This window comes from Oceanitalea stevensii, assembly GCF_014837105.1.
Classification (GTDB): domain Bacteria; phylum Actinomycetota; class Actinomycetes; order Actinomycetales; family Actinomycetaceae; genus Oceanitalea; species Oceanitalea stevensii.
This window is the reverse complement of sequence record NZ_JACSPO010000009.1, coordinates 87,955-112,422: the sequence shown is the minus strand read 5'-3', so window position 1 is coordinate 112,422 and position 24,468 is coordinate 87,955. Positions and strand designations below refer to the sequence as shown.

The window sequence follows — 24,468 nt, the reverse complement described above, 5'->3', positions numbered from 1 at the left end:
GCGTTGGACACGTGGAAGACGTTGCCGCGGCGCACCGCGATCGTGTCCTTGCCGTCCCCGTCCCAGTCACCGATGAGCACCTCGTCGGCCCAGCGGCCGTACATGAAGTGCACGTCGGTGGACCCGCGCCACGAGTTCGAGAGGTGGAACTCCGCGGTACGACGATCCGGCTGCGGCTGGCCCGGCTCCTCCGGCTCCGTCGGGTCCGTCGGTTCCTCGGTCGGCTCCTCCGGCTCGCTCGGATCCGTCGGCTCCTCGGTCGGCTCCTCCGGCTCTGCGGCGGCGACCACGAACTGGCTGGTCGCGCTGCGCGTGACGTTGCCGCCGTCGTCGGCCACGTCGACGTACCACTCGTACGTCGTTCCCGGCTCGATACCGGTGAAGGTCACGGAGGCCGGCTCGGAGCCGACCACCGTCACGGGCTCACCGACCTGGGTCGGTGCTCCCACCGCCAGGGTGAGTCCGGAGGCCGCGAGCGTCCGGCGCTGCTGCCCACCGAGGTCGAGCTCGAGGACGAAGTTCTCCGAGTCGTCACCGTGGAAACCGGGCACCTTGTCCTCGGAGATCGGCGAGTGCCAGCGCCCGTCGGAGATCCACGAGTCAAGCCACGGCGAGTACGTGTTGACGTACAGCAGCCCGTTCTCGGCGTCGACACTGATGTTCTTGTAGAACTCGTGCCCACCCCACGGACGCGTCTGGTAGTCGGTGAGGATGCCGTAGGACTGGTTGCCGTGGTCCGTCTCCCGGGCCGTGACGAAGCTCCCGGAGTTGTGGCCGCTGAGCGTCAGCACGACGTTCGGGTACGGGTCCACGAGCAGGTCGTTGATCCGCTGGTTGGAGAAGGGCGCGTCCGGGTACCGCGCGACGAGGTGGTGGTGCGTCGAGAGGATGATCGTGTGGTCCGGGTGCGCCTCGATGACGTCCTGCGCCCACGCGAGGCCCGGTGCGTCGTCGTCCTCCGCCGACCAGAACCCCACAGCGAGGAAGAGCAGGTCCGCGCCGTCGATGTCGGCCGTGTAGTAGAAGTTGTCGATGTCGTGGCTGCCGCCGAACTCGAAGGGCGTGGCCTCGACGCTCTGCTCGAAGCGGGACATCGGGAAGTACTTCTGCAGCATGAGCCGCCCGTTGCGCTCCAAGGAGTAGTCGTGGTTGCCCCACGAGACCATGTAGGGGAGCTCGGCCTCCTCGAGCAGCTCGGCGCTGCGGATCGTCGACGACCACTGGTACTCGTCGTCCAGGTACTCCCGGTTGACCCAGTCACCGGCGTGCAGCACGAGCTCGGTCTTCCGCTCCTCCGCGTTCGCGACGAGGTGCTCGAACATGTCGAGCATCATCCACGGGGTCGCCTCGGCGTAGAGCTGGGTGTCGGGCACGTGGTTGAAGGCCCAGTCGAAGTCCGCGCCGTCCGGGTACTGCTCGTGGACGCGGTCCCCCCACGGCTCCTCGACCAGCCCGCGCCACACGAGGACGTGCATGGCGCCGTCGTCGTCCACGACGTTCTCCTCCGCCCGGGCGGTGACGTCCAGGGCCAGCGTCCCGCCGTCGGCGTCGTGGTCGCTGTCCTTGAGCAGCCACTGCCCGGCGCCGTGGTCGTAGACCCAGGCGGACACGCGGCGGTCGTCGCCGGTGCCGGACCAGCTGAGGTGGAGCTCCTCCTCTGCGGCCTGCTCCTCGGTGAGGGTGATCTCGTAGATCTGGAACGGGTTCGCGTCCTCCGCCACCGTGGTGGGCAGCAGCTCCCCGGTCGCCTCACCCGACTGGGGGGTGAGAGCGGTCGGCACACGATCCGTCGTCGTCCCCGTGCGCACGACGACGTTGCTCTCGTCGACGGCGACGGCCTCGTTCGCGTGGAACGTCACCTCGACGGGCTCGGCCTGCTCGCTGCGCGGCGTGGCCTTGAGCGCCACCTCCGTGGCACCCGGCTCCACACCGGACTCCTCGACGGTCGGGGCGGTCGGCGCGACGGTGTCCGTCACGTCCAGCTCGACGACGGACCCTGAGGTCTCGTCCTCGTCCGTCACGCTCCGCGCGCTCAGCGTCACGCGCTGGCTCCCGGTCGCGAATACCGGGACGTCGAGGGCGAAGCTCCCGGCGTCGACCGTCTCGGAGAGCACCTCGCGGCCGGCCACCGTCGCCGTGATGACAGCGCGCTCGCTGAGCGAGCCGGAGAAGGTCACCGGCCCGGCCTCGACCTCGGTGCCCCCGGCGGGACCGCCGACGACGAGGGTCAGCGGCTCGTCCCCGCGCTCAACCTGCGCGCCGTAGGTGACGGCGTCGCCCACGTAGTTGGCATACCGGAAGGCCTCGAACTCGGGCAGGAAGCCGAAGCCGGCGATCTGCACCTCGTCGATGGAGCCGTGGAACGGTGTGGCGAGGGTGCCGTCACCGGAGTCGACGTCACCGATCGTCGTGAGGACGCCGTGGTCGGACGCGGTGAAGCTGCGCTCGTCCTGGCCCTGGTACTGCTCGACGCCGTCGACGAAGACCGCGGAAGTCATGCCGTCGTAGACCTGGGTCACGAGGTGCGGCTCGCCGTCGGCGGGGACACGGACGGTGGGGGTCGAGCCGCCACGGTAGGCCTTGACCGAGCCGTCCGGCGCGACGCCGTGGAAGAAGGCCGCGTCCTCGCCCACCCGCTGCTTGGCGACGATCGCGCCGTCGCCGCCGTCGAGCGCGGCGAGGTCCTCCGGGGTGAAGGAGTAGACGCCGCTGACGGTGAGCGTGCCGAAGCCACCACCGACGTCGCCCGGGTACTGGAGGCGGGAGCCGGCGAAGCGGGACTCCAGGGTGCCGCCGTCGGTCGATGTCGCGGTGAGGTCCTCGCCGACGAGCGTGCCGGTGTGCTGCCCGGTGGAGTCGACGCGCTGCTCACCGGCGGCGGTGTCATGCGTGAAGTGCTCGACGAGCGCGTAGCCACCGCTCCACACGTCGGTCGGGTCGTTCGTCGCGTCCCCGCCGCCGTAGTAGGCCCACACCGAGGTGGTGGACCCGGCGGCGAGGAGCGGCAGCCGGACCCAGACGGTCGAGGTCGCGCCCGGCTCCCAGTGCTCCACCTCGTGGGACAGCGGGGCGCCGTCGGCGGAGGTGAAGGTCAGCTCGTCGGCCGCGACGGCCGGGGCGTCGGCGATCGTGAGGCGCACCGGCGCATCGGTGAAGTCGCGCCGCGTGTCGTTGCGGACCTCGATGGCCTGCCGCGAGGTCGCGGCCGGGTCCGCCCAGGCGACGACGTCGCCGTCGGTCGAGACGAGGCCGGTGAGCTCACGCATCCGCAGCTCGAGGGCGGCCAGCGACGCGAGGCCGGTCAGCCCCCGCTGCTGGTCATGGGTGAGCTCGTCGACGGCGGCACGGGCCGCGGCGACGGCCGGGGCGTCGTCGAGCGTGGCGTCCGCCGGGTCGGGCAGCCCCGCGAGGAGCTCCTCGACCGGCGAGATCTGCCGGTCGATCCCGAAGCCCTCGACGCGCGTGGGCGCCCCGCCGTCGCGGATCTGGAAGACCTCGACCGTCAGCCGGTCCTCGGTGACGTCCACGGAGCTGAAGGTCTCGACGTTCCCGGCACGCGGGGTACCGAGCCGGTCGAAGAGCCGGAGGTAGGCCTCGAGGTCGAAGTGGTCCGTCTCGTCGATCTGCTGGTAGTGCTTGGCGCCCGCGGTGTTGGGCATGAAGTAGATCGTCCCCTCGGGGTCGAGGTGGTACTCGATCCGCTGGCCGTTGACGACCTCGGTGATCTTCGTCGTCTCGACGACGCCGGCACCCTCCACGCCGTCGGGGTCGTGCTCGAGGACCTGGGTGCGGGACATGTAGTGGTCGTGGCCCTGGAGGACGAGGTCGATCTCGAGCTCGTCGACGACCGGGACGAGGACCTCGCGCATGGCGAGGATGTCGCTGTCGTCAGCGTGGTTGCCGGCGGTGTAGACGCCCTTGTGCATGGTGAGGATGAGCCAGTCGGCACCGGCCTCGCGGGCCGCCGCGGCGTCCTGCTCCAGCCAGGCGAGCTGCTCGTCGGTGATCGCCTGCTCGGCGTCCTCGTTGGTGTTGAGGACCATGAAGTGGGCGCCGTTGTAGGTGTAGGAGTAGTAGGCGCCGGTCGTCGTGTCCTGCTCGTTCGGGTGCTCGAGCATGAAGTGGTCGACGAAGGCCTGCGGGGCCATGTCGTGGTTGCCGGACGCCGGGGCGATCGTCGTCGCGAGCAGACTGTCCTGCGCCGCGCCGAGCATGTCGCCCCAGTCCTGCTCGACGTCACCGTCCTGGACGACGTCGCCGTTGTGGACCATGAACTCGGCCTCGGGAACGGCGGCGAGCGCCTTGCGCATGGTGTTGGCCGCGAGCGCCGCCTCGGTGGAGGCCTTGGCCTGGGTGTCGGTGAGGTCGATGAAGGTGAAGTCACCCGTGCCGCTCGCGGTGCGGAAGGTGCCGGTGGCGCTCCACACCTCGGAGGTCGAGTCCCCCACCCGGTAGTAGTACGTGGTGTCCGGCTCGAGGGCCGTCGCCACGGCCTGGTGGACGGTCTCCCCGTGCGCGCCCTCGTGCTGCGTGGCGGCGACGAGCTCCGTCGCGTCCGGCGCGAGACTCTCGTCGGTGCTGAGCAGCACGGCCGGGGCGTCGGTCTCGATGGAGTGGTACCAGGTGAACGCGCGCTGGGTGGCCGGGTCACCGTAGAAGGTGGTGGTGACCCGGTTGGGGTACTCCTCGGGGAGCACGTACTTGAGGAGGGGGCGGCCGGCGGTGGGGTCCCAGCGCCAGTCGTCGGTGAAGCTCCAGCCGAGCTGCTCGTAGGTGGCCTTGTCCGCGAGCTGCGCGGGGGTCGCGTCGGTGCCGTGCTGGTTCTTCGTGCCGGGTCCGCTCACCGTCTCGCCACCGATGGTGATCTCGACGTTGGCCAGGTTCCCTTCCGCGGTCCAGCCGTCGTGGCCGGTGTAGCCGGCGATGCGCCCGGCGAAGCCGCCGATCGCGCCGGCGTAGTCGATGGCGCCGTCGAGAGCGACGTTGCGGGTAATGGTGCTGCCGGTTCCGGGCACCGCTCCGACGAGGCCGGCGTCGACGCCCTCGGTGCCGGCGCCGCCGTCCGTGAGGACCGCGACGGCTGCCTCGACGAGGTTGAGGGTGACGTCGACGCCGTCGCCCAGGGTGCCGAGGATGCCTCCGGCGGCCCGCGCCGCGGTCACGCTCACGTCCACGGTGTTGCGGACGACGACGGCGTTCGTCGCCGTGGCGGCGACACCTCCCGCGACGTCGGCGGCGGGTGCTGTCACCTCGGCGTCGACGAGCTGGACGCGCTCGACGCGGGCCGGGCTGTCGGCCGTGCCGACGAGGTTGACGGCGAGCCCGGCGACGGGCTCGGCGCGGTCACCGCCGTCGGCGCGCACGCCGTCGAGGGTGAGGTTGCGGACCGTGCCCGACAGGTCGCGGACCAGGCCGAGTGCGGCGGACGCCTCGCTCGGGCCGTAGGTGAGGCCGGTGACCGTGTGACCCCGACCGTCCAGGACGCCGTCGAAGGTGTCGACGCCCTCGAAGGGCTCGCGCCCGGCGAGGTCGAGGTCACCGAGCAGCTGGACGTGCTTTCCGCCGAGGAGGGACCGGTCGCCGCCGTTGATGCGCTCGGCGAGGAACTCCAGGTCGCTGGGGGTGCGGATCTCGAAGGGGGCCGCCTCGGTGCCCTCCCCGAGGAGGAAGGCGCGGTGCGGGACCGGGTGGCCGAGCCCCTCGTCCCAGCGCCACTGGTTCTCGAAGTCCCAGCCGAGGTCCTCGTAGGTCTGCTGCTGGGCGAGGAGCTCGGGTGCGGTGTCGGTGCCGTTCCGGTTGCCGGCACCGGGCGCGTCGGGCCGCTCGCTGCCCACGGTGATGGTCTCGTTGGCGAGGTTTTTCTCGACGACGAAGCCCTCGTCGCGGAAGATGCCCAGGACGCGGCCGGCGTCGACGGTGCTGGCCCCCCGCCAGTCGACCTTGCCGCCGAGCAGGACGTTCTCGCTCACGCGGCCGGGAGCGTTCTCGTTGTAGGCGCCCTGGTAGGAGAGCAGCATGCCGCCGTGGGCGCGCGCCCCGCCCGCGGTCACGTGGGCGTCGACGAGGTTGTTCCGGATCTCGACGCCGTAGCGCCCGTACCCGACGACGGCGGCCGGGTACCGGGCACTGCGGAAGGAGCCCTGGACCCAGTTGTTCGTCACGGTGACGCCGCGCTGGGCGTTGGCGGCGATGGCCGCGACGTACTGGTGGCCCGAGCTCAGCTCGGCGTTGATGACGGAGTTGCCGTCGATGACGGTGCCGCCGGTGGCGTTGATCGTGATGCCCGCGACCTGGGAGGCCTGGGTGACCGCGGCCCGGACGCCGTCGAGGGTGAGGTTCTTGACGGTGGCGCCGGTGAGGGTGCGGAAGAGCGCGCGCTCGTCGCTGTCGGCGCCCGGACCGTAGGTGATGTCGAAGATCTTGTGGCCGGCGCCGTCGAGGACGCCGCGGAACTCGTCGATGCCGGTGAATGCGGCGCCGGCGAAGTCGATGTTCGCCGCGAGGACGTAGTGGAGGCCGCCGTAGCGGGCGTTATCACCGTTGATCGCGTCGGCGACGGTACGGAGGTCCGCGGCGGTCGCGATCTGGAAGGGGGCGTCCGCGGTGCCGTCGCCCGCGATGTCGGGGAGCGAGGGTGCCGGCTCGTCGGGGTCGACGGGCTCCTCGGGCTCCTCGGGCTCCTGCGGCTGCTCGGGGCGGGGGTCGAAGGGCACGGGGAGCTCGTCGAGGACGAGGTCCTGCGCCGCGCGGGCGGGGACCGGCCGGGAGAGCTCGGCGTCCCAGCGCCAGGTCTGCTCGAGGTCCCAGCCCAGGTCCGTGTAGGTCTGCTGCTGGGCGAGGAGCTGCGGTGCGGTGTCGGTGCCGTGCTTGTTGCCCTCGCCGGGGGCCTCGGGCCGCTCGCCCCCGACCGTGATGGTCTCGTTCGCGAGGTTGTCCTCGATGACGTAGCCGGGGCTGCGGACGTGGCCGAGGACGCGGCCGGAGGCCAACCTGTCCTGGCCGTCGTGCCAGGTGACGGCACCGTCGAGGAGGACGTTGTGGCGGACGTGGCTCTCGGCGTTCTCCCTGGAGTAGGCGCCGGTGTAGCCGAGGACCATCCCCCCGACGGCCTGGTTACCGGTGGCGGTGACGACCGCCTCGACGAGGTTGCGCTCGATGTCGACGTCGTAGCGGGCGTACCCGACGACCGCACTCGGGTAGCGCTCGCTGGTGAAGGAGCCGTGCGCCCAGTTGTCCCTGACGGTCACGCCCTCCCGGGCGTCGTTGACGAAGGCCGCGACGTACTGCTGCCCGGTGCTGAGATCAGCGTTGATGACGGAGTTGCCCTCGATGACCGCTCCGCCGCTGGCGTTGACCGCGATGCCCGCGACGCGCAGCTGCTCCTCGACGTGGACGGTGAGGCCGTCGATGGTGAGGTCTCGCACCGCGCCGCCGTCGAGCTGCCGGATGAGACCGCGGTGACCGTCCGTTCCTTCGCCGTAGGTGAGGTTCGCGATCCGGTGGCCCGCGCCGTCGAGCACGCCCGTGAAGCGGTCGATGCCCGGGAAGGAGGCGCCGTCGAGGTCGATGTCGGAGGTCAGGCGGTAGTGCTGGTCGCCGTACTCGGCGTGGGCGTTGATGGCCGCGGTGACCGCGAGCAGGTCGGCCGCGGAGCCGATGAGGAAGGGCTCCTCCTCGGTGCCCGAGCCGGCGATCTCGGGGAGAGGCTCGGCGGCACTGGCCACCGGCGGGACCAGCGTGAGGGCGAAGGCCGAGACGAGCACGAGGCTCAGCAGTCGGCGGGCGAGCGTGCGGAGGTGCATGCTGGACAGCTCCAGGTTTGGGGGCGCGCCTTTGGTTGGCGAGCACAACGGGGGCCTGGTGACCGTAGGGAGCGCAGGCGACTTCCCGGTGAACGGATCTTGGCGTTCCCGTGAACACTCGGCTGCTTCTGGAATAGGCCGGGCCCGCTGGCGTTGTCCCGGCCATGAAGAACATCGGGTTCCTGTCCTTCGGCCACTGGACGCCGTCGCCGCAGTCGATGGTGCGTTCCGCCTCCGACGCGCTGCTGCAGTCCATCGACCTGGCGGTCGCCGCCGAGGAGCTCGGGGCCGACGGCGCGTACTTCCGCGTCCACCACTTCGCCCGCCAGCTGGCCTCGCCGTTCCCGCTCCTCGCCGCCGTCGGCGCCCGCACGAGCCGCATCGAGATCGGCACCGGCGTCATCGACATGCGCTACGAGAACCCGCTCTACATGGCCGAGGACGCCGGCGCGGCCGACCTCATCTCCGGCGGCCGGCTGCAGCTCGGCATCAGCCGCGGCTCACCCGAGCAGGTCGTCCGCGGCTACGAGCACTTCGGTCACGTGCCCGACGACGGCACCTCCGACGCCGACATGGCCCGTTCGCACACGGCCCGGTTCCTCGAGGTGCTCGACGGCGAGGGCTTCGCCGAGCCCAACCCGCGCCCGATGTTCCCCAACCCGCCCGGGCTCCTCCGGATCGAGCCGCACTCCCCCGGGCTGCGCCGTCGGATCTGGTGGGGTGCCGGCTCCCGCGCCACCGCCGAGTGGACCGCCGAGCAGGGGATGAACCTCATGAGCTCCACGCTGCTCACCGAGGACACCGGCGTGCCCTTCCACCAGCTCCAGGCCGAGCAGATCCAGCGTTACCGCGACGCGTGGGCGGCCGCCGGGCACGGCTGGGAGCCGCGTGTGTCGGTGAGCCGGTCGATCTTCCCGCTCGTCAGCGACCTCGACCGTCAGCTCTTCTGGCGCGACACCCACTCCACCGACCAGGTCGGGCGGCTCGAGGGCGGCCTCGCGCGCTTCGGGAAGTCCTACGCCGGGGAGCCGGACGCGCTCGTCGCGGAGCTCGCCGAGGACGAGGCGATCGCCGCCGCGGACACGCTCCTCCTCACCGTGCCGAACCAGCTGGGCGTGGAGTACAACGCCCACGTCATCGAGAGCGTCCTCACCCACCTCGCGCCGGCGCTGGGGTGGCGGTGAACGCGGAGGGGCTCGTCGCAGCGGCGTGGGAGGCGGAGGAGGCGTTGCTGGCCCCCGCCGTCCGTAGCGACCGGCCACGTCTCGAGTCGCTGCTCGCCCCCGACTTCACCGAGATCGGGCAGTCCGGGCGCCTGTGGACGCGGGAGGAGATCGTGGCCGCGCTCGTCGGCGACACCACTCCCCTCCCGCCGGCGGTGCTCACCGAGCGGGAGGTGCGGCCCGTCGGTCCGGACACGGTCCTGCTCACCTACCGCCTCGAGCTCGACGGCGCGGTGAGCCGCCGCTCCTCGCTGTGGCGGCGGGACGGCGACGGCGTGCGGTGCCTGTTCCACCAGGGCACGCCGGTCCCTTCCTGACGCCGGCGGTCAGCGCTCGGCGACGAGCAGACCGTAGGGACGCGCGCCGGGCTCGGTACGGACCTGCGTGTCCACGACCGTGAGGCCCGCCTGTTCCACGCGGCGACCGAGCCCGTCGACGGACCAGAAGTACGCCGTCGTGACGGCGTGGCCGAACGGCTCCTGGTCCGGCCCGACGAAGAAGCCGAGAGCGAGGCTCCCGCCTTGTCGCAGGCAGCGGGAGAACTCGGTGAGCGGGGCGTCGACGGCGCGCGGGTCGGTGTGGATGAGGGAGAACCAGGCGAGGATCCCACCGAGGCTGCCGTCGGGGACGCCGAGGTCCTCCGCCCGTCCGGTCCGGTAGCGCGCGTCCGGGTAGCGGGTGCGGGCGTCCGCGAGGAAGGACTCGACGGGGTCGACACCCTCGACGTCGACGCCGTGGCGGTGGAGGAAGCTCGTCCACTGTCCCGGGCCGCAGCCGACGTCGAGGATCGGGCCGTCGACGGCGCGGGCCCAGGCGAGCAGGGCGTCCCGGTCGCGCTCGGGCGCGTGCTCGATCTTCCCGACGGCGTCGACGTACTCGCCCGCACGCGCGGAGTAGGCCGCGCGGACCTCGTCGAAGGACACGCGGTGCACCCTACGCAAGCGGTGGGCCTCCGGGGACCGTCCGATGTCGGTGGTCGCTGAGACGATGTGACCAGCAACACAAGAAGGGCGTGAGGGGGTGGGGGCCGTGACCGAGGAGATGGTCGACGGCGCGGGCCCGGTCCGCGGCGCGGCGCCCAATGTCAGTGGTCGCTGGGACGATGTGACCAGCAGCACAGCAGGCCTCGACAGGGGGTGGGGACAGTGGCCGTAGACGTGGTCGACGGCGCAGCGTCCTCGCCCGAGCACGCGTGGCAGTCCGCCGACCCGGTCGAGAGGCTGAGCGCCATGCTCGCCGCGGCGGGTGGCCTCGCGGGGACGGACTGGCACGAGGTCAACGGCCACCGGCTCCACGAGGCGCTCGGCGTGATGGTGCAGCTGGAGCGGGTCCTGTCCGGGGCACAGGCGCAGATGCTGGCGTCCATCGAGGCGAACGGGCTCTGGGCGCTGGACGGGCAGCGGACCTTCCCCGCGTGGTTGCGGACGCAGACTGATGCCACCGCGCAGAGCGCGTCACGGCAGGTGCGCCACGCCCGAGCACTGCGTGACCTGCTGCCCCTGTCGCGGGCGGCGCTGGCGGAGGGGCGGATCAGCGAGGAGCACGTGGGCGTCCTGGTGCGTGGAGCGATCACGACGAACCGGCTGCGGGTCCAGCTGTCCGACAGTGAGCTCGGTGAGGGGTTCCTGGTCGAGCAGGCCGAGCGGATGGATGCGGGGTCCTTCGCCAAGCTCGTGGGCACGTGGGCGATCGCCTCGGACCCCGAGGCCGCCGACCGGGCGTGGCGGGAGGACGGCGCCAAGGAGCAGCTGACCCTGTCGCGGACCATGGACGGCTACCACCTCAACGGCTGGCTCGACGAGCTCTCCGGCCAGAGCGTCGACACCGCGCTACGGGCCCATATGGGCCGCAAGGCCAAGGGCGATGAGCGCACCCCCGCCCAGCGGCGGGCCGCGGCGCTGACCTCACTGGCCCGGCAGTCACTGGACACCGGCGAGCAGGGCAAGGGTGCCCGCATCCGGCCCCACGTCACCGTGACCGCCGACATCGGGACCCTGCGCGCCCTGGCCGCCGCCACCGGCTCACCCCGCCCGCCGGTGACCGCGAGCGGGCGCGAGCACGAGCCGGGCGGTGAGCTGGGGTTCTGGGAAGAGGCCCTGTTCACCGCGCCCGGCGGGCCACGCGACCCTGAGCACCGGGGACCGGATCCGTTCACGCTGTCGCCGGAGGCACAGGCCTGGATGGACACCTGGCAGCCCGGGGACACCCACGTCATCTCCACCGCCATCGACCCCCGCGCCATGACCGGCATCAAACCGGCCACCCTGGAGGACGGAACCCCCATCCCGCCGGCGATGCTCGCCCGCCTCGTGTGCGAGTCCTCGCTCTCACGGGTGGTGTTCGGACCGGACTCCACCGTGCTGGACGTGGGGCGCGAGCAGCGGATCTTCCCCGCCCACATGGTCCGCGCGATCGTCGCCCGGGACAAGACGTGCCAGTACCCCGACTGCGACCAGCCACCCGGGGTCGGGGAGATCCACCACTCCATCCAGTGGTACCGCGACGGCGGAGCCACCTGCGTGGAGCACGGCATCCTGCTGTGCTGGCACCACCACGACTGGGTCCACGCCTACGGCATCACCATCGTCCGCGCAGCAAGCCGCTGGTACTTCTACACCCGCCACGGCCAGCTCATCACCGCCAAGCACGAACAGACCTAGAAACCCCAGGGGACAGGTCTGCCCACCACCCGGCACGGGGCGGTGGGAGGACCTGCGACCGGCGTGTCAGCCGGTCTTGCGCCGGTACATCGCGGCAGCGGCGGCGTAGGCGACGGCGAGGATCCCGACGAGCCAGGCGAGGGCGACCCAGATGTCCGAGCCCACCGGCTCCCCCGCGAACAGCGCGCGCACCGTGTCGACGATCGCCGTCACCGGCTGGTGCTCGGCGAACCACGCCACCGGAGCGGGCATCGTGTCGGTCGGCACGAAGGCCGAGCTGATGAACGGCAGGAAGATGAGCGGGTAGCTGAAGGCGCTCGCGCCGTCGACCGTCCGCGCGGCCAGCCCGGCGATCACCGCCACCCAGGTGAGCGCCAGGGTGAACAGCGCGAGGATCCCGACGACGGCGAGCCACTCACCGACCGACGCGTCCGTCCGGAAGCCCATGAGCAGGGCGACGCCGATGACGATCGCGACCGAGACGAGGTTCGCCACCACCGAGGTGAGCACGTGTGCCCACAGCACGCTGGAGCGGGTGATCGGCATCGTCCGGAAGCGCTCGACGATGCCGCCCTGCATGTCGAGGAACAGCCGGTAGGACGTGTACGCGATACCCGAGGCAATCGTGATGAGGAGGATCCCGGGAAGCAGGTAGTCAACGTAGGACCCCTCACCTCCCGTGTCGATGGCCCCGCCCAGCACGTAGACGAACAGGAGCATGAGCGCGATCGGGGTGATCGCCGTCGTGATGATCGTGTCGGGACTGCGGAGGATGTGACGCAGCGACCGCCCGGTGAGGACACCGGTGTCGCCGAGGGCGTGCGCGGTCATGAGGGCTCCTTCCCAGCGGATGCGGAACCGTCGGTCTCCCCGACGACGGCGAGGAAGACCTCCTCGAGGGTGGGCTGCTTCTCGACGTACTCGACGGTCGCGGACGGCAGCAGCCGCTTGAGCTCGGCGAGGGTGCCGTTCTGGATGATCCTGCCCTCGTGGAGGATCGCGATGCGGTCGGCGAGCTGCTCGGCCTCGTCGAGGTACTGCGTCGTGAGGAGCACGGTGGTGCCGCCGTCGGCGAGCTGCTTGACGGTCCGCCACACCTCCGCCCTGGCCTGCGGGTCCAGACCGGTGGTCGGCTCGTCGAGGAAGATGACCGGCGGGTCGCCGACGAGGCTCATCGCGATGTCGAGCCGGCGGCGCATCCCTCCGGAGTACTCCCCCGCCCGGCGCCCACCCGCGTCGGTGAGCGAGAAGCGGGCGAGCATGTCGTCGGCGACGGCGCCCGGGTCGGGCAGGTGACGCAGCCGTGCGACGAGCACGAGGTTCTCGCGGCCCGTGAGAACCTCGTCGACGGCGGCGAACTGGCCGGTGAGGCTGATCGACTCGCGGACCCTGCCGGCCGCCGCGGCGACGTCGTGCCCCTGGACGCTCGCCGTGCCGGCGTCGGCCCTCACCAGCGTCGAGAGGATCTTGACGAGCGTCGTCTTGCCGGCGCCGTTCGAGCCGAGGAGCGCGTGGATGGTGCCCGGCGCGACCCCGAGGTCGACGCCGCGGAGGACGTCCAGCTCGCCGTAGGACTTCCGCACACCCCGCACCTGGACTGCCGGCGCGCGGGTGGCCGTCGCGCTCACTCGTCCCTCACCGCCCCACCGTCTCCCGCGGCCGCGTCGATCGCCGATGTGAGGCGGTCGCGCTCCTTGGCCTGCCACTCCTTGCCGCCGTAGGCCCTGGCGAAGGACTCGGCGAACTCGGCCGGGTCGTCACCGACGATGGCGCGCACCGGGGTGCCGTCGACCGCCGCCCGCTCCCACAGGTCGGCGAGGTCGGTGATCATCGTCGTGAGGGTGTCGCCGTCGGTGACCCCGCTGCAGCTCATGAGGTACCGGTGCATCGCCCGGGCGGCCGCGCTGTACGGCTCGGGCAGCCCGTCGATGCGTGCCATGTCCGCGCGGTACTGCTTCTTCTGCTCGAGCGATCCGGTGATCGCCTCGATCCACTTTCCCACCATCGTCATGCCCTTTCGTCGGCGTCGTCGTTGTCGTTGAGCTGTTCGATGCGCTCGGAGAGGAACCGCCACGTCCGCCAGAACTCGGCGAGACGCTCACGCCCCAGCGCGTTGAGCGTGTAGACCTTGCGCGGCGGGCCCTTCTCGGACGGGACCTTCTCCACGTCCACGAGCCCGCGCTGCTCGATGCGGACGAGCAGTGCGTACACGGTGCCCTCCGCGATCTCGGCGAAGCCCCGGTCCCGCAGGCCCGCCGTGATCTCGTACCCGTACGCCGCCCGCTCGGCGAGGAGCGCGAGGACGATGCCCTCGAGGGTCCCCTTGAGCATCTCCGTCATCTGGTTGGCCACGTGACCACCTCCCACTACATAGCGTCATTGGGTACCGGTATAAAGTACCGCTAGGTACCGGTACTTGGCAACACTGATTAGCGGAGAACTTCCACGAGGCTTAGCGGCACGCGCGGGGGCGGGCACGCAGAGGGCGGGCACGCAGAGGGCGGGCACGCGGGGGGCACGCCGGGCAGGCGCGCGGGGGCGGGCATGCCACGAGCGCCGAGGCCCCGTCAGCCCCGGCCCTCCGCGCGCCCAGTCTGCGCGCTCAGCCCTCCGCCACCGCCCAGGCCGTCACCGACACGGTGCCGCCGGTAATGTCGGTGTCGACCTCGACCACCTCCCGCCGGCCACCGTGGAACCCCGCCACGTGCAGCCAGTCGGCCGGGTCGGCGCTCGACGCCGCAGGGGTGCGCCACCCCAGCACGGTCACCGCCCGCTCCCCCGGGGCGAGCTCGAGGCGGTGCACGCCCGGGTCCTCGACGACGGTGTCCCCACCGAAGTCGACCTCGACGTCGACGGCGCCCGTACGCGTGGCCCCGAAGGCGACGTCGGGGTAGCCCTCGAGCACGCAGGCGGCGTCGGCCACGTTGGTCACGCGGACTGGCATGGCGCGCACGCCGAGCGCGGCCTCGACCGGGCCGGCGGTGACCTCGAGCTGGCCGCTCGTGCACCACAGCGGGTCGACCTGCCACTCCCCCGGCGCCACCTCGGGCACCGGGGTGCCCGTCGGCACCGGCTCAGGTTCGGGCGTCTCGGGGACAGCCGCCTGCCGGGCGGCGTCGGCCACCGGCGCGACGACGGCGGTGGCGACCCCGGCCGCGAGAAGGACGAGCGCCCCGGCTGCGGCGAGCCCAGCCCGCGAGCGCGCGGCGGCGTCCTCGGTGTCGAGGGCGCGGGCGAGCAGCGCGGGCAGCCAGCCCCACAGCAGCCCCCAGTGCGCCCCTGTCACGAGGTAGGTCCCCGCGAGACCGGACGGCATGCGCCCCTCCGCGAGCGCCCCGACCACGGCAGCGGCGAAGGGGATCGCGGCCGTCACGGCGCCGGCGACGACGGCGCACATCCAGTACGCGGCGAAGGTCGTGAGGGCGGGCGCCTCCCGCCGTCGGACGCGGACGAGGGCGAGGGCGGCGGCGTGGGCGCCCGCGACGGCGAGGGCCGACAGCCCGGCGAGGACAACGGGCCACGGCGCGGGCGCGACGAGCTGGCCCATGGGCACGGTCTCGGGCGCGAGAAGGTCCAGGACGTCGAGGACGAAGCTCGAGGACCGCCGGCTCAGCCACTCGACGGCGCCGCTGACGAGCCACAGCGCAGCGGCGAGAAGGGCGGGCAGCCATGCCCGGAGAAGTCGCACGCTGCGAGGCTAGCGGGCCACCCGGCCCGGCCAGACCGGTTCACACCCTCGGACGCGCCTGTGCCGGGAACCGGTCGCGCGCGTGCACGACCGGTCCCCGGCACGGGGTCACTCAGAGGTTGGCGGGACCGGCCTTCTCGGCGTCGGCCTCGGCCTTGCCCAGACGCTCGCTGCGCAGCTGCTCGAGCACCTCGCGCTCGGCACCGGACTCGGCGGCGGGCGCCTCGAGCTGCATCCGCATGCGCTGCTGCGCCTGCTCGGCGAACTGGCCACGGAGCTCACCGCGGATGCGGTTGTCGCTCTGGGCCACGGACTCGTTGCCCGTGCCGTCGAGGTTGCCGCGGATGATGTTGTCGGAGACCTGGACGTGGCCGGTGGTGCCGGCGACCGTCACGTTGCCGCCCCACACGCTCGTGCCGAGCTCGCAGTCACCGAGCGCGCCGCCGGCGCCGAGCTGAACGCCCTCGCCGTTGCTCGCGAAGGTGGCGTGGCCGTCGACCTCGCTGCCACAGACCAGCGCACCGAAGTCGGTGCCGGTGACCGTGAGGGCACCGCCGACCACGGAGTCGAGGATGTCGGTGTACTGGGTGTCGCTCGTCTCGACCGCGCGGTTCGCGACGGTGCTCTCGAGGAGGACCGAGCCGCCGGTGGCGAGGACGCGGCCGGAGAAGTCGGCCTCGTAGGTCCACAGGAAGGAGTCGGGGTTGACGTTGGCGTTGGCCGTGTAGGCGTTGGCGGTCGTGTAGTCGAGGTACACGCCGAAGGCGCCACGGTTGACGACGTTGCCCGTGACGGTCGAGTTGACGAGGTCGAGGTAGCCCTCGCCCTGGACGGTGACGTTGCCGTTGACCGTGAGGCCGTCGGCGACGAGGTCGGCACCGGCGGCGACCCGCACGTTGCCGTTGATGACCGTGTCCTCCAGCGAGCAGGCGTCGCCGGCGCCGACGACGAGGTCGCCGGGGACCGTGACGCCGCCCGCCTCACCGTCGCAGAAGGTGGTCAGCGCTGCCTGGGCCGGAGCGATCGCGCCGAACCCGGCGAGCGCCAGTCCCCCGATGAGGACCGTGGTCATTCTCTTACGCATGGTTTCTCCTTGTGAGGTGACATTCCCCGGCACAGCGACGACGGCGTCGGCGGCCTGCGCACGGAGGCGGTGGATGGCGAGGGTGGCACCGTGAGCTCGTCAGAGCTGCGCACGGCGAGACGCCGGTACCTCCACGCTCGCGCCCGGAACCGGGCGGGGCACTGCCGGTGCGGGCACCGGCACGTGCGACGAGCGCGACTTTCGTGACTCCATCTGTCACTCCTGCCCTCTTGACGACATCACTGTCGGGGCAACCCCCAGGAGGGAGTCAATCGTCTCTGTGCCGAACTGGCAAGCCCCTTTGGGAGATTCGCGAACAGAAGTTGACCTGGCGCACGGGCCTCTCCGGCGGGCGACCAAAATGCGTCCGGCCGGTTCGCAATTGAAGTTTCATCTTTTGCTTGACGTGCACCAGAAGTCGATCTAGGGTCATGGCGTTTGGTGATATGCCTCACGCCTCGGTAGTCGCAACGACGCGCTCGCTCCAACTGCGCACGCGTCGTCGTCGGGGGGTCCTGCCGGCGAGGTGCGTACGGCCGAGGTGTCTGTCGAGACGACGGGAGCCTCCACATGACAGACACGTCCACTCCGCGCACCGACGGTGCGCTCTCACGCCGCAGCGTCCTCGCCGGGGCCGCTGCCGCAATGTTCGTCCCGGCCTCCGTGGCCGCCCTCGGGTCCACCGCGGGCGCCGCTCCGGCGGTCGCGACGGGCCGTGGCACGACAGCCGCTGCCGCCGGTTCGCCCGCCACCGCACGCGCCACGGCGGGCACCGTCCACAAGATCACGATGTACGTCGAGGACCTCGGCAACGGGCAGACCGGCTACGGCCTGGAGCCCGGCAAGGCGACGATCCCCGGGCCGCTCCTCGAGATGTACGAGGGCGACACGATGGAGATCACGCTCGTCAACACGACCGACCGCGACGTCTCCATCCACCCACACGGCGTGCTCTACGACGTCAACTCCGACGGGTCCCCGTTCAACAGGTCCTACAACGGCCCGGGCGAGACGCGCACGTACGTCTGGCGCACCACCGGCGAGAGGTCGCTGGGCCGCTGGGCGCGCCCGGGCACCGCCGGCTACTGGCACTACCACGACCACGCGATGGGCACCCCGCACGGCACGGCCGGCGTCGCCGCCGGCCTCTACGGGGGCCTCATCGTCCGCCGGCAGGGCGACATCCTCCCCGACCGTCAGTTCACGGTGGTCTTCAACGGGATGCTCATCAACAACAAGCTCGCGCCGGACACCCCGATGTTCGAGGCGAACCACGGCGAGACGGTCGAGTTCATCTGCATCGGCCACGGCGACATGTTCCACACCTTCCACCTGCACGCCCACCGCTGGGCCAACACCCGCACGGGCTACCTCGAGGGCCCGCGGGACTCGAGCCAGATCATCGACAACCGCGACCTCAACGGCGGTGACTCCTTCGGCTTCCAGGTGATCGCCGGTGAGGACGTCGGCCCCGGCGCGTGGATGTACCACTGCCACGTCCAGTTCCACTCCGACGCCGGCATGTCCGGCATCTTCCTCGTCCGCAACGCGGACGGGAGCATGCCCGACGGCGCGCAGGAGTCCATCGACTGGTTCCACGACCACGAAGGGAGCGGCCACCACTGACATCGGCGGCCACGGCACCGTTGCCCGGCCGCACCCGTTCGTCACACAGGGGGAGAATTGACCACGACACACCCACGCCCGTCCACAGCCGGACGGGCACAGCGGCTCCGGAAGGCCGGAGTCCTCAGCGCGAGCGCAGCGCTCATGCTCACGATGTCTGCGGGGCCCGCGCTCGCCGCACCAGGTGGTGGGAGCACAGCAGCTTCCGCCGTCGCCAAGAACCGCGCTGCCCAGACGGCCGCGGACGTCAACGTCCTCGTGTTCCACGGGGACCCCGAGGCCCAGGACGACCCCGTCCTCGAGGCCGCCGCCACGATCGCCGAGCTCGGCGCGGAGAACGACTTCGACGTCACCGTCTCCAGCGACCCGGCCGACTTCACCGACGAGAACCTCGACTCCTACCGCGGGGTCGTCTTCCTCTCCGCCGAGGGCACCGAGCTCGACGGCGCCCAGGAGAGCGCCCTGCAGGACTTCGTCAACGACGGCGGAGGCTTCCTCGGGGTCCGTGACGCCGTCAAGGCCCAGCCCGAGTCGCAGTGGTTCACCGGGCTCCTCGGCGCCCGGCCCGCGGGCGCCCGCCCCACGCCGGAGGAGGTCGCCACCATCTCGGCGACCGGCGACCAGCCCAACAACGAGCGTGCCGTCAACCTCATCGACGACGACTCGAGCACCAAGTGGCTCTCCTTCGCGAGGACCTCGACCATCAGCCTCGAGCTCACCGAGGCCGCCGTCGTGACGAACTACGTCATGACCTCGGCCAACGACTTCGCCGGCCGCGACCCGGCCACGTGGACGCTGCGCGGCTCCGTCGACGGCGAGACGTGGGTCGACCTCGACACCCGCAGCGACGACTTCCCCCAGCGCTTCCAGCGCAAGACCTACGCCTTCGACAACGACGTGGCGTACAAGTACTTCCAGCTGGACATCACGGCGAACAAGGGTGAGTCCGCGACCCAGCTCGCCGACCTGCTCCTGTTCACCGACGAGTCGATCGACCCGCCCGTGGTCGAGATCCCGGTGAACGAGGCGACCGTCAACGTCGTCGACCGTCAGCACCCGGCAAACGAGGGCCTGCCGCTCAACTGGACCCGCTCGGACAAGTGGCTCAACTGGGACACCAACCCGATCGGTGAGGTCCACACCGTGGCCCAGGTCCAGGAGTGGGACTACGACGCCGGCGACACCGCCAACGGCCCGTTCCACCCCATCTCCTGGTGCCGTGACTACGACGGCGGCCGCTCGTTCTACACCGGCATGGGCGGCACCGCCGGCAGCTGGGACGAGGACGGGTTCCGCAGCCACGTGCTCGGCGCCATCCAGTGGTCCGCCGGCCTCGTGCGCGGGGACTGCCAGGCCACGATCGGCGACAACTACGAGATCGAGCGCCTGACGACGACGAACACGCCCGGCACGCTCGACCAGATCGGCGAGCCGCACGGCCTGACGATCACCGACGACGGCACCGTCTTCTACGTCGGCCGCGGCGCCTGCCCCACCGGCCCGATCCCCTCGTGGGACCAGGAGAACGTGGGCCTGGGCTGCGGCAGCATCCACCAGTACGACCCGGAGTCCGGTGAGGTCACGCTGCTCACCGTGCTCGACGTCTTCGGCAACCGCGGGAGCGGCGGCGAGCTGGTCAAGACCGAGGAGGGCCTGTTCGGCGTCGAGCCGGACCCGAACTTCGCGGAGAACAACTGGCTCTACGTCTACTGGATGCCCTACGAGTCCATCGACACCGAGGACCGCGTGGGCATGCGCACCGTCTCGCGCTTCACCTACGACCCCGAGGGCCCGAGCATCGACCTCGACTCGCGGGTGGACCTCCTCGAGTGGGAGACCCAGATCCACAGCTGCTGCCACGCCGGTGGTGGCCTGGCCTTCGACGACGCGGGGAACCTCTACGTCTCCACGGGTGACTCGAACTCCTCGCAGGGCTCGGACGGCTACTCCGGGAACAACTGGACCCAGGACTACAAGGGCCTCTCCTTCCAGGACGCCCGCCGCACGTCGGGCAACACCAACGACCTCAACGGCAAGATCCTGCGGATCCACCCCGAGGACGACGGCACGTACACGATCCCCGAGGGCAACCTCTTCACGGGGGACGAGGGCAACGGGGACCAGGCGCGCCCGGAGATCTACGTCATGGGCGTGCGCAACCCCTCGCGCATCCAGATCGACGCCGACACCGACTGGCTGACCGCCGCGTGGGTGGGCCCGGACGCGTTCTCGCCCAGCCCCGAGCTCGGCCCGGCCAAGTACGAGACCGCTTCGATCATCACCTCGGCGGGCAACCAGGGCTGGCCGTACTGCATGGGTGACCGTCAGCCGTACCGCGACCGGAGCAACGAGGACGCCAGCGTCCTCACCGACTGGTACGACTGCGACAACCTGCAGAACACCTCGCCGCGCAACACCGGTCTCGTCGACATCCCCGACGCCCGGGACAACATGATCTGGTACTCCCCCGGTGGGGGCGGCCCGGTCTTCCCGCGTGACGAGAACGGCGTCCCCAGCTACGAGGAGGACGAGGTCACCTACACCCAGCCGTACCTGCGCGGTGGTGGCCAGGCCGTCATGTCCGGCCCGACCTACCGCCTCTCCCAGGTGGACGAGGGCAGCGACGTCGCCTGGCCGGAGTACTGGGAGGGCAAGTGGCTGATCGGTGACCAGTCCAACTCCAACAACCGGGTGGCCATCACGGCCGACCCGGAGGGTGTGGACGAGGCGGCTCCCCCGGTCTTCGCCGAGGACCTGCGCCACATCATCCGCGCCGGTGGCGGCGGCAACCAGCTGCAGAGCTGGATGGACGCCGAGTTCGGCCCGGACGGCGCGCTCTACCTGCTCGACTACGGCAGCGGCTTCTTCACCCTGCACGAGAACCAGAAGCTCATCCGTATCGCCTACACCGGTGGCCCGGCGACCCCGGCGCCCACCGCGCGGGCGGCGAGCGTCCAGAGCAGCCCGCTGACGGTCCAGTTCACCGGCTCCCGCTCCGGCGGCGTGTCGTGGCACTGGGACTTCGGGGACGGCTCGACGTCCACCGAGGCCGACCCGCAGCACACCTACGACCGCATCGACGACTACACCGCCACCCTCAGCGTCACCTACGCGGACGGCACGACGGAGACGGTGGAGACCGCCGTCGTCATCGAGTGCGCCGTCCCGGACGCACGGGACACGGTGTGGATCGGTGACGTCGACACGGGCGTCGCGAACGACGACCTCGGTGGCTGCACCATCGCCGACCTCATCAACGACGAGGGCGAGTGGGACACCCACGGCGCGTTCATCCGCCACGTCAACGAGCTGGTCCGCCAGCTCAAGAACGACAAGGTGATCACCGGCCGTGAGGGCGCCCAGCTGAGCAGCGGGGCCACCAGCTCCCAGGTCGGGCGTCCGGGTCAGACCGGGTACCGCTGGCTCTTCGACGGGACGTCCGCGTCCCTCGAGGACTGGCGTCAGGCACCGGGCGGAAGCTTCGAGCTCCTGCCGAGCGGGTCGATCCTGTCCCGCGGCGGCCTGGGGATGCTGTGGTACGAGGCCGAGGAGTTCTCCGACTTCTCGCTCAAGCTGCAGTTCCGCGACGTGTCGGAGGGCAACACGTACGCCAACGGTGGCGTGTTCGTCCGCTTCCCCGACCCGACTGCCGCCGAGCAGCCGGAGTGCGGCCAGAACCAGTCCGAGGCCTGGGTCGCGATCATGTGCGGTCACGAGATCCAGATGTACGACGGTCCCTCCGGTGAGCCCCAGAAGACGGGGTCGGTGTACAACTTCGCGCCGAACACCCTCGAGGAGGCCGGCGCGACCGACAAGGGCGTGTGGAACGACTACGAGATCCGCGTCGTCGGCCAGCAGTACACGATCCTGCGCAACGGCGAGGTCATCAACGAGTGGGAGAACGCGCCGGGGCAGCAGTCCTCGCGCGCGGGTGACCCGCCCACCGACCTGCGCCAGTTCGCCAGTGGGTTCATCGGCCTGCAGAACCACGGCAACAACGACCTCATGGAGTACCGCAACGTCCGCGTGCGGGACCTGTCCTAGGTCGTCCCCGGACCGGTGCGGCGGGCACGTCCCGCCGCACCGGTCCACCCCTCGCAGCACACCCGGAAGGTTCAACCACCCCATGTCCCAGCTCGCCTCCCCACCCCGTCCGCAGACCCGGCGCCGCGACGTCCTCCGCCGGGTCGTCGTCGCGCTCCTCGCGGCACTGACCGGGCTCTCCCTCGTCCCCACGACCGCCGGCGCCGCTGACCAGACGCTCACCTGGACCGCCGGCAACAGCGTCACCGCGTACCTCACGGCACCCGAGACCGCCGTCGCCGGGACGGCGACGATCATCTTCGAGAACAGCCGGGCCACCGGGAACACGACCGGCATGCCCCACACCCTCACCTTCGACACCTCGACCCCGGGCTACAACCACGACGTCGACCTCAACATCGTGGCCAACCCCTTCGACGCGAACGGCGGCTACTACGAGGCCGAGGTCACCCTCACGCCCGGCACCTACCGCTACTTCTGCTCGATCCCCGGCCACGGCCCCATGTGGGGCGAGCTGGTCGTCACCGGCGACGGTGGCGAGCCGGACCCGGACACGACCGCACCGACGGTCACGGCCGACGTCACCGGTGAGCAGGACGACGACGGCGCGTACGTCGGGTCCGCGACGGTCACCCTCGGCGCCACCGACGAGGACGGCGGCTCCGGCGTCGACACCGTCGAGTACTCCCTCGACGGCGGCGCCTACGCCGCGTACTCCGCGCCGCTCCAGGTGAGCGAGCCGGGTGCGCACACGGTGGACTACCGGGCCTCCGACGTCGCCGGCAACACCGCCGAGGGCTCCGTGAGCTTCACCGTCGTCGAGCCCGACGTCGAGCCCGAGCCCGACACCACCGCCCCCACCGTCACCGCCGAGGTGACCGGTGAGCAGGACGACGACGGCGCGTACGTCGGGTCCGCCACCGTGACCGTCGCGGCCACCGACGAGGAGGGCGGCTCCGGCGTCGACACGATCGAGTACAGCCTCGACGGCGGGGAGTACGCCGCCTACACCGAGGCGCTCACCGTCTCCGCGCCGGGCGAGCACACCGTCGACTACCGGGCCACCGACGTCGCCGGCAACACCGCCGAGGGGTCGGTGACCTTCACGGTCGTCGAGCCCGACGTCGAGCCCGAGCCCGACACGACCGCCCCCGAGGTCACTGCCGCCGTCACCGGCGAGCAGGACGAGGACGGCGCCTACGTCGGCTCCGCCACCGTGACGATCACCGCCACCGACGAGGAGGGCGGCTCCGGCCTCGGCATGGTCGAGTACTCCCTGGACGGCGGGGAGTTCACGCACTACCACGAGGCGCTCACCGTCTCCGAGCCCGGCGAGCACACGGTCGCCTTCCGGGCGAGCGACGTCGCCGGGAACGTCGGCGAGGGCTCGGTGACCTTCACGGTCGTCGAGGGTGACGTCGAGCCGGAGCCGGACACGACGGCTCCCGAGGTCACTGCCGCCGTCACCGGTGAGCAGGACGAGGACGGCGCCTACGTCGGCACCGCGACCGTCACCCTCACCGCGACCGACGAGGAGGGTGGGTCCGGCGTCGCGAGCGTCGAGTACTCCCTCGACGGGGCGGCGTTCGCCGCGTACACCGCGCCGCTCGAGGTGAGCGCGCCCGGGGCGCACACCGTGGACTACCGGGCCACCGACGTCGCCGGCAACACCGCCGAGGGGTCCGTGAGCTTCACGGTCGCCGAGGAGGACGTCGAGCCCGGCCCCGACACCACCGCCCCCGAGGTCTCCGCCACGGTGACCGGCGAGGAGGACGAGGACGGCGCGTTCGTCGGCTCCGCCACCGTGACGATCGCCGCCACCGACGCAGACTCCGGCGTCGACACCGTCGAGTACGCCCTCGACGGCGGCGACTGGACCGCGTACACCGCGCCGGTCGAGGTGACCGAGCCCGGGGCGCACACCGTGGACTACCGGGCCACCGACGTCGCCGGCAACACCGGCGAGGGCACGGTGACCTTCACCGTGGTCGAGGCGGACGAGCCGGAGCCGGGCGAGTGCACCGACACCCGCGCGACCGTCGTCGTCGACGGCGTCGACACCGGCGTGGCCAACGCCGAGACCGAGGGCGGCTGCCTCAACGACCTCATCGACGAGGACGGCGACTACGCCACCCGTGGCGCCTTCGTCCGCCACGTCGGTGACGTCCTGCGCCCGCACGTCGCCGACGGCGTGCTCACCGCCCGTGAGCTCAGCACGATCCTCCGCGCCGCCGCGCGCAGCACGATCGGCGCATAGCCCAGCCCCACCCCCCACTAACGCCGAGAGCCGGATTCCTCCAGGAGGAACCCGGCTCTCGCCGTGTGTGGGCTCCTCCCCCTC

General features: G+C 71.5%; 13 protein-coding genes and 1 pseudogene. 6 read left to right on the top strand and 8 right to left on the bottom strand.

All coding sequences use genetic code 11. The annotated features are described in order from the left end of the window. Positions 1-7,802: DUF2341 domain-containing protein (locus tag H9624_RS13520; RefSeq protein ID WP_251840414.1), on the bottom strand; the 7,802-nt coding region annotated here is incomplete at its 3' end. A 164-nt stretch (positions 7,803-7,966) separates the two neighbouring features. Here H9624_RS13520 and H9624_RS13515 point away from each other — a divergent pair. Continuing rightward, the gene (locus H9624_RS13515) at positions 7,967-8,986 is read left to right on the top strand and encodes an LLM class flavin-dependent oxidoreductase (protein ID WP_251840413.1); all 1,020 of its coding nucleotides are present in this window, start codon (positions 7,967-7,969) and stop codon (positions 8,984-8,986) included. Then, positions 8,983-9,342 (top strand): nuclear transport factor 2 family protein, encoded by a 360-nt coding sequence (locus tag H9624_RS13510; protein WP_251840412.1) that lies wholly within the window; start codon positions 8,983-8,985, stop codon positions 9,340-9,342. Before H9624_RS13515 ends, H9624_RS13510 begins: the two co-directional genes overlap by 4 nt. Positions 9,343-9,351: 9 nt before the next feature. On the opposite strand, the gene H9624_RS13505 is transcribed toward H9624_RS13510, so the two are convergent. Then, positions 9,352-9,948: a class I SAM-dependent methyltransferase gene (locus H9624_RS13505; RefSeq protein ID WP_251840411.1), complete on the bottom strand. Its 597-nt coding sequence runs from the start codon at positions 9,946-9,948 to the stop codon at positions 9,352-9,354. Between the two features lie 222 nt (positions 9,949-10,170). Here H9624_RS13505 and H9624_RS13500 point away from each other — a divergent pair, with 222 nt between their 5' ends. Next, positions 10,171-11,685 (top strand): HNH endonuclease signature motif containing protein, encoded by a 1,515-nt coding sequence (locus tag H9624_RS13500; RefSeq protein WP_251840410.1) that lies wholly within the window; start codon positions 10,171-10,173, stop codon positions 11,683-11,685. Between the two features lie 66 nt (positions 11,686-11,751). Here the strand turns inward: H9624_RS13500 and H9624_RS13495 are convergent, their stop codons facing one another. The 6 genes from H9624_RS13495 to H9624_RS13470 all read right to left on the bottom strand — a co-directional run bounded on the left by H9624_RS13495 (position 11,752) and on the right by H9624_RS13470 (position 16,457). Next, positions 11,752-12,516, bottom strand: a complete 765-nt coding sequence (locus H9624_RS13495; RefSeq protein ID WP_251840409.1) for an ABC transporter permease — start codon at positions 12,514-12,516, stop codon at positions 11,752-11,754. Continuing rightward, entirely contained in the window at positions 12,513-13,277 is a 765-nt protein-coding gene (locus H9624_RS13490) for an ABC transporter ATP-binding protein (RefSeq protein WP_504740261.1), read from the bottom strand. Before H9624_RS13490 ends, H9624_RS13495 begins: the two co-directional genes overlap by 4 nt. A gap of 32 nt (positions 13,278-13,309) precedes the next feature. Beyond that, positions 13,310-13,690, bottom strand: a complete 381-nt coding sequence (locus H9624_RS13485; RefSeq protein ID WP_251840423.1) for a DUF1048 domain-containing protein — start codon at positions 13,688-13,690, stop codon at positions 13,310-13,312. 2 nt (positions 13,691-13,692) lie between these two features. Then, on the bottom strand, positions 13,693-14,037 hold the full coding sequence (locus H9624_RS13480) for a PadR family transcriptional regulator (protein ID WP_307784966.1): 345 nt from the start codon (positions 14,035-14,037) through the stop codon (positions 13,693-13,695). Positions 14,038-14,287: 250 nt separating this feature from the next. Next, positions 14,288-15,373: a DUF4232 domain-containing protein gene (locus H9624_RS13475; RefSeq protein WP_251840407.1), complete on the bottom strand. Its 1,086-nt coding sequence runs from the start codon at positions 15,371-15,373 to the stop codon at positions 14,288-14,290. Between the two features lie 112 nt (positions 15,374-15,485). Beyond that, positions 15,486-16,457 (bottom strand): hypothetical protein, encoded by a 972-nt coding sequence (locus tag H9624_RS13470; RefSeq protein ID WP_251840406.1) that lies wholly within the window; start codon positions 16,455-16,457, stop codon positions 15,486-15,488. A 570-nt stretch (positions 16,458-17,027) separates the two neighbouring features. On the opposite strand from H9624_RS13470, the gene H9624_RS13465 reads away from it, so the two are divergent. The 3 genes and pseudogenes from H9624_RS13465 to H9624_RS13455 all read left to right on the top strand — a co-directional run. Continuing rightward, positions 17,028-18,083 (top strand): multicopper oxidase domain-containing protein, encoded by a 1,056-nt coding sequence (locus H9624_RS13465; RefSeq protein ID WP_251840405.1) that lies wholly within the window; start codon positions 17,028-17,030, stop codon positions 18,081-18,083. A 144-nt stretch (positions 18,084-18,227) separates the two neighbouring features. Beyond that, the gene (locus H9624_RS13460) at positions 18,228-22,127 is read left to right on the top strand and encodes a ThuA domain-containing protein (protein ID WP_251840404.1); all 3,900 of its coding nucleotides are present in this window, start codon (positions 18,228-18,230) and stop codon (positions 22,125-22,127) included. 82 nt (positions 22,128-22,209) lie between these two features. Further along, positions 22,210-24,162 (top strand): annotated as a pseudogene (locus tag H9624_RS13455) (OmpL47-type beta-barrel domain-containing protein); the annotation flags it as partial. Positions 24,163-24,468 lie beyond the last annotated feature (306 nt).